General features: G+C 39.3%; 13 protein-coding genes. All 13 read left to right on the top strand.

Features of this window, described 5'->3' with window-relative positions:
• Positions 1-613, top strand: a 613-nt coding sequence (locus R5R67_RS18690) for a minor capsid protein (protein ID WP_318755136.1), incomplete at its 5' end; no start/stop codon positions are given.
• An 8-nt stretch (positions 614-621) separates the two neighbouring features.
• Positions 622-1,050, top strand: coding sequence for a hypothetical protein (locus R5R67_RS18685; protein WP_002071295.1), 429 nt, complete (start codon positions 622-624; stop codon positions 1,048-1,050).
• A gap of 98 nt (positions 1,051-1,148) precedes the next feature.
• Positions 1,149-1,385 (top strand): hypothetical protein, encoded by a 237-nt coding sequence (locus R5R67_RS18680; protein WP_000004367.1) that lies wholly within the window; start codon positions 1,149-1,151, stop codon positions 1,383-1,385.
• A 21-nt stretch (positions 1,386-1,406) separates the two neighbouring features.
• A complete protein-coding gene (locus R5R67_RS18675) occupies positions 1,407-1,559 on the top strand; it encodes a hypothetical protein (protein ID WP_001291451.1) in 153 nt (50 codons plus the stop codon).
• A gap of 51 nt (positions 1,560-1,610) precedes the next feature.
• Entirely contained in the window at positions 1,611-1,925 is a 315-nt protein-coding gene (locus R5R67_RS18670) for a Gp49 family protein (RefSeq protein ID WP_000589039.1), read from the top strand.
• 114 nt (positions 1,926-2,039) lie between these two features.
• Positions 2,040-2,807, top strand: a complete 768-nt coding sequence (locus tag R5R67_RS18665) for a DUF6651 domain-containing protein (RefSeq protein WP_031950987.1) — start codon at positions 2,040-2,042, stop codon at positions 2,805-2,807.
• Between the two features lie 27 nt (positions 2,808-2,834).
• A complete protein-coding gene (locus R5R67_RS18660) occupies positions 2,835-3,791 on the top strand; it encodes a major capsid protein (protein WP_000214189.1) in 957 nt (318 codons plus the stop codon).
• Between the two features lie 66 nt (positions 3,792-3,857).
• Positions 3,858-4,523: an Ish1 domain-containing protein gene (locus tag R5R67_RS18655; protein ID WP_057089916.1), complete on the top strand. Its 666-nt coding sequence runs from the start codon at positions 3,858-3,860 to the stop codon at positions 4,521-4,523.
• 4 nt (positions 4,524-4,527) lie between these two features.
• Positions 4,528-4,917, top strand: coding sequence for a hypothetical protein (locus R5R67_RS18650; protein WP_000008494.1), 390 nt, complete (start codon positions 4,528-4,530; stop codon positions 4,915-4,917).
• Between the two features lies 1 nt (position 4,918).
• Entirely contained in the window at positions 4,919-5,287 is a 369-nt protein-coding gene (locus R5R67_RS18645) for a glutamate 5-kinase (RefSeq protein ID WP_318755138.1), read from the top strand.
• A 9-nt stretch (positions 5,288-5,296) separates the two neighbouring features.
• Positions 5,297-5,701 (top strand): hypothetical protein, encoded by a 405-nt coding sequence (locus R5R67_RS18640; protein WP_042791388.1) that lies wholly within the window; start codon positions 5,297-5,299, stop codon positions 5,699-5,701.
• Positions 5,673-6,041, top strand: coding sequence for a hypothetical protein (locus R5R67_RS18635; protein ID WP_042791387.1), 369 nt, complete (start codon positions 5,673-5,675; stop codon positions 6,039-6,041). Before R5R67_RS18640 ends, R5R67_RS18635 begins: the two co-directional genes overlap by 29 nt.
• A partial coding sequence (locus R5R67_RS18630; RefSeq protein WP_318755129.1) for a phage tail terminator-like protein occupies positions 5,998-6,324 on the top strand: 327 nt, incomplete at its 3' end. The genes R5R67_RS18635 and R5R67_RS18630, both read left to right, overlap by 44 nt.

The raw sequence follows: 6,324 nt of genomic DNA, 5'->3' as shown, positions 1-6,324 counted from the left end.
CAAAACTAACCAAGAAATTGTTCAGCGTATTCGTGGTACCAAACGGCTTAACTATGAAGATGGGATCTTAAATGGTACCAAAACTGATATTGAGCGAACGGTAAGAACTGTGCGAAGTCATGTAGCTAATCAAGCCTATCTAAATAGCTTCAACCAAATTGGCTTTGAATATGTCCGATTTGTTAGCGTTTTAGATGGACGAACTTCTAAGCTTTGCGCTTCATTAGATGGTTCAGTGTGGGAAATAAATGATCCGGCAAAGCGAGTGCCGCCGTTACATCCTAACTGTCGCAGTATCTTGGTTCCGGTCGAGAAGGACGGTCAACTTGTTGGCGAACGGCCATTTGTAATGGACGAACGTAGAGTTAAAGACATCCCCAAAGAAGAGCGAAGCCAGTTAATAGGACAGTTAGATGCAAACACCACATTCAAAGAGTTCTTTAAGAAAACAGATGATTTCTTTCAAAGGGAGTGGCTAGGGCAAAAGCGCTTTAAGCTCTATAAAGATGGGAAATTTGATTTTGAAAAGTTCTTTGATCCTGAAGGCCGTTTCTATAGCTTAGATGATTTGAGAAAGTTGGATGAAAAAGCTTTTAAAAAGTTGGGTCTGTAATTTTTCTTATGTTATATTTTTTAAAACATCAGAATTTATACAATATGAAAACAATAGCTTTTGTATGTCTAACCCTAATTTCCATCACTTGTTTAGCTGAACCAAGTCAAAAATATCTTAAAGAATATGATCGATTGTCTGAAGCTTTGGAGTCAGCAATGGCAAATGCATATTCTTTTGAACCTACAACTAGCCAAGTAAAACAGGCTGCTCAAGATTTAGAAGCTAAAAATAATTTATGTAGAGCTGCCCAGGCGAAACTAAACCTCACCACGTTTTTAAAAGACAATTTAGAGGAATCTAAAGAGCTTTATAAATCTATTGATGGTGCAGAGACTCTAGATAAAAATTATCTTAGTGGACAACAGCAGGAACAACAAACTCTCGTTTCAAATTTGAAAAAAGACCTTGTTGGAACTGGATTTAACTGTGAGTAATTATTGCCGATTACAGGTAATTCTAAACTCACTTAAGACACAATTTTCACCTATATAAGCGCCCAAATGGCGCTTTTGTCATTTATGGAGTTTGGCTTATGAGTGAATCAAAAGTTAGACATTTGGTACTTAAAAGAGTTTCAGATAAATCTTCTCATCTTGCTCTTTGTGACGAGGAAACAGGTATTCCATTAGCTGGATTAACCTCTGTAAAAATGAATTGTAGTGTTTTTGAGGGTCCAGCGACTATCACGGCAACATTTGATGTAGGTGGTCCTCAAGGCATCCGCTTAGTTGGTGATGAACCTAGATCAGAGGTTTGGAATAAAAAGTAAACGTAGCTAAAGGTACTACAAATGTCTGAAAAGCAAATCAATATGTCAGATGCTCAATATATTCTGAGCACAAAATTAATTCTGGTGCCATTTCTTCAAATTAAGATTTCAAGAGCCATGGCAATTTATGGTTTTACTTTTGAAAGATTAAAAGCGATTGCACTCATCAATTAGAACTTAATTTTTAACCTTAGCACCTTCGGGTGCTTTTTTTGTGAGAAGAAAATGATCAAAGAAGTAACAGAGCAAGAGTTAGCTGAAAAGTCTGTGGCACCCCGAGTAACTAAAGCGCAAATTGATTCATTGATGGAGCGTGTTACTTATACGGTAGAGCAACGCCCCGGAGGCACGACATCTACTTTTGTACATGCATTTTTAGATGGAAAGTTTTTTCTAGCAACGGGTTTTAGTGCATGTGTGAATGCTGAAAACTTTGATGATGAAATTGGTGAGCGTATGGCTCGTGGAAATGCAGAAAAGTCAGCCGAAAATAAACTTTGGGAGCTAGAAGGCTACCGTTTATTTGCAACAAATTTCTAAGCTTTCAATCGAAATTTAGCGCCCTAAAGGGCGCTTTTTTATTGCCTGCCGAAAGCGGATGCTAACGGCGAATCCGGGCGGATGCCCATTTTGTATATATAGGTTGGATGGCCAATGAAACTTAAAACAGTAACAATCGACGGTAAAGTTTATGCGGAAGTAGACGGTGATAAGCCGATCTATATTCATGATGACGGCAAAGAAATGCCACATGATGCACCACACTCGGTAGCAACAATTGCACGCTTAAACAATGAAGCTAAAACACATCGTGAAGCCAAAGAAGCAGCCGAAAAAGCATTAAAAGCTTTTGAAGGAATTGAAGACCCAGCGGCAGCTAAAAAGGCATTACAAACAATCCAAAATCTCGACGATAAAAAGCTGGTGGATGCTGGTGAAGTTGAGAAAGTGAAAGCTGAAGCTATCAAGGCAGTTGAAGAAAAATATGCTCCGATTGTTGAGCAACGTGACGCACTAGAAGCCTCTTTACATAAAGAACTAATCGGCGGTGGTTTTGCTCGTTCTAAGTACATTCAAGACAACATTGCAGTACCTGTGGACATGGTTCAGGCAACCTTTGGTCATCACTTCAAAATCGAAGAAGGCAAAGTGGTTGCATATGATCCGAACGGCGAAAAGATTTATTCACGTGTCCGCCCGGGTGAACTTGCAAATGTTGATGAAGCTTTAGAGTCATTGGTTGGTGGATACCAGCATAAAGACTTAATTCTTAAAGGTGGTAAAGGAACTGGTGGCGGTTTTCAAGGTGGGGGCAAAGGTGGAGCGCCTGCAGGAATGAAACGCAGTGAAATGTCTGTTTCTCAGAAAGCAGATTACATCAAAGAACATGGCAATGATGCCTTCCTAAAACTACCGAACTAATCATTAAATATTTGGAGATAAGTAGTTATGACTACAACAGTTAATTCCGACATGATCATCTACAACCAACTGGCTCAAACAGCCTATTTAGAACGATTACAAGACAATTTGAATGTTTTTAATGAAGCTTCCAATGGTGCGATTATTTATCGTAATGAAATCATTCAAGGTGACTTCAATAAAAATGCATTCTACAAAGTTGGTGGTAGCATTAAACATCGCGATGTGAACTCCAATGCAAAAGTAACTCCGGAAAAAATCGGTGCAGGTGAGTCTGTAGGTGTAAAAATTCCATATAAATATGGTCCTTATGCATCAACTGAAGAGGCATTTAAGCGCCGTGCTCGTACACCAGAAGAATTTGCTATGGTTGTTGGTTACGATCTTGCAGATGCATTGGTTGCAGGCCGATTAGAGTACAGTTTAGCTTCTTTAAAAGCTGCTATTTCTAGTAATCCCGATATGGTTGCGAAAGGAAGTATCGTTGTTGATGGCCGCAAAGCATTAACTCGTGGTATGCGAAAGTTTGGTGATAAGTTTGGCCGAATTGGCTTATGGGTGATGAACTCAGATACATATTTCGATATTGTCGATGATGCTATCACTAAGCAAATTTACGGTGAATCTGAAATCGTTATCTATGGTGGTTTACCAGGAACCTTAGGAAAGCCGGTATTGGTGACGGATGCTGTAGGTGATAACGATGCTTTTGGCTTGCAGTATGGTGCTGTAACAGTAACTGAATCACAAGTACCGGGCTTCCGAGCTTATGACATCAATGATGAAGAAAACTTAGCAATCGGTATGCGTGCTGAAGGTGCATTTAACCTAGATATTCTTGGTTATAGTTGGGATACATCGAAAGGTGAAAATCCTGATCTTACATTACTTGGTTCAAGTGCTAACTGGATTAAATATGCAACCAGCAACAAAATGACAGCAGGTACCTTACTTGATTTATCAGGTACAGCGACAACTGGTTAAAACCTAAAAATTAAAACCGTAAGAGGGCTAATAAGCCCTCTTTTTTATTATTAAGAGAAAAGCGCCATGAAGATTATCTATACACGCATTGCAGCACTGGCTGCATTAGAGACGGGTATTATTGCTAACCCTGACTATTATGAAACCCCAAATCTGAAAGCAAAAGAGGTAATTATTTACGGTAATTATCCAAAGATTCAAAAGGATTACGAATCTTTAGAAGTTCCAGTTGAAGTTCGTAAATTGGAAGAACCTGCAAAAACAACTTTGGCCACTGTAAATGTAGCGGTTGGAATTACTCCAGAGCTGCAAGAAGTCATTGATCAAGCAAAAGCTGACTGTGAAAAGGTTATTGAAGAAAACGGGCAACTTAAACAGAAAATCGAAATCTTGGAACAAGCTAATGGTGATAGTTCAGAGTTAATTTCTGAAAACACACGTTTAAAAGATGCAGTACTCCAAGCTGACAATGCTACTAAAGCGGCTGAAGGAAAAGTGGTAAGCATTCAAGCAGAATTTGATGCTTTTAAAAATGATGTTGCTGCTATGCAAGCGCGTATAGCTGAATTGGATGCTGGAAAATCGGCAGAAAACCCAGCTACAGAAACGGCGACAAATGATTTTGAAAATTGGTCCAACGATCAATTAAAAGAATATTTGGCAAGTAAAGACATTGGTTACAAACCCTCTGCTTCAAAAGCGGAACTACTTAAGCTGATCCCAAAGGAATAATGAAATGAGCTTTATTACTGTAGATGACGCAAATTCAATTTTGGGCAGCGATTTTGCACCAGACAGTGATAAAGCTCGTCTGGTAAAGCTGGCTAATGTATGGATGAAAAACAGAATTGGTTTTGTACCAGATCCAATTGATCCACTTCTTAAAGATGCTGCATGTGAAATTATCAAAGGAATTCTGGCCAAGGTAATTTATAACGGCAAAGACCAGCAGTTGAAGCGTAAGAAAGTTAAAGCTGATTCTGTTGAGTCAGAAAAAGAATATCAAGACGGATCTGAAGCAATCTCTAGCTTTGAACAGATAGCAATTGATTTTATTGATTCACTTGATTTGAAAGATCCAAATGCAAGTTTTAATGGCTTTGGCATACCACTTTACAGGGCATGATATGGGCTTACGTGACGAAATTCAGGCAGATATTGCCGAAGCATTTAATGATGATTTAGCGGACGCCGTTCATACCTTTACATGTGAGCGGATCTCAAAAACAAATTGGGATCCTAAAACTGAAACGTATGTTGAAGTTAAAGAAAATTATTCCGGCCGTGGTGTTCTGTTCGGTTCATACAATCAATATGAGATCCAAACACTTGGAGTTCTGGCCACAGATAAGAAGGCTACCGTGCTTCAAAATGAAGTTTCCATGACACCTAAAATTGATGATGAATGGCTAACAGCTTTAGGCTCATTTCGAGTTATCCATATTCAACAAGATCCAGCCAGTACAATCTGGAAATGTCAGCTTCGAAAAGTGTAGGGGCTAAAAGTGGTTAATCCTGATTATGTTCCTGAATGGTATATCTCGCCTTTTCAACATGTGCAGTACACGCTTGCTCGAAATCAACTACACATGGATTTGTTATTTGAAGATATGGATAAGGCCGATCAATTTTTGGATATGGGAGCGGATGCGCAAGTTAGTACTTTTTCTGATGGCGCATATGCAATCGTCCAAATTGGTGATACGGCGGATAAAGACCGAATTCAAGTTTATGGATTGCTTTTACATGAAGCGGTTCATGTCTGGCAAATAGTAAAGAAGCGAATGGGTGAAAGCGAACCTAGTGTTGAGTTTGAAGCATATTCAATTCAAGCGATCTCTCAAGACCTTTTCGAAATGTACGAAGCAAGCGAGGTGAGCAATGGGATGGAAGGGGAAAAAGCCTACTAGTTTTAGTCTTGATGTGTCTAAAGCAGCAGAAGCGCATGTAAAGAATATTGTTATGGATACTGTGCAATCTTTAGTTAATTTAAGTCCCGTCGATACTGGTGCATACCGTGCTTCACATATTGTTTCGATTGGATCTGGTGACTATGACATACGTGGACCTGAAACTAACCCAATTCAAGATGCTGCTATTCAAGCTGTAAAGATTAAATTGGGCAATTTGGTCTACATACAGAATAACCAGCCTTATGCTGAGCGCTTAGAAAACGGCTGGTCTGATCAAGCGCCACAAGGTATTTATGGCCTCACTTTTAATTTTATTTCTCAAAAGTACGGTGGCTAAAATGGCAATGACTTTAGAGCAGACTAGGCAAGCTATTATTGATCGCATGCAAAGCTTTACAGGTATTGCTCAGGAACGGATTCAGTATCCAAATGCACCAGGCTTTACTGTACCAACAAAAGGTGTATGGTGCCGCTTAACGATTGCAGGCGGTCCGAGTTTTACTTCAGGTATTGCAGATAAGCCATGTACTCGCCGTACCGGTAATATTATGATTCAATGCTTTGCACGTCCCAATTCAGGAATAATCGAAATCACAAAACTGAGTGATGCATTACTTGCC

It is taken from the genome of Acinetobacter sp. OYA S30 (assembly GCF_033599315.1).
In the GTDB taxonomy this organism is placed as follows: Bacteria; Pseudomonadota; Gammaproteobacteria; order Pseudomonadales; family Moraxellaceae; genus Acinetobacter; species Acinetobacter baumannii.
The sequence above is the reverse complement of the archived record's forward strand: the minus strand, read 5'-3'. Positions and strand labels throughout refer to the sequence as shown.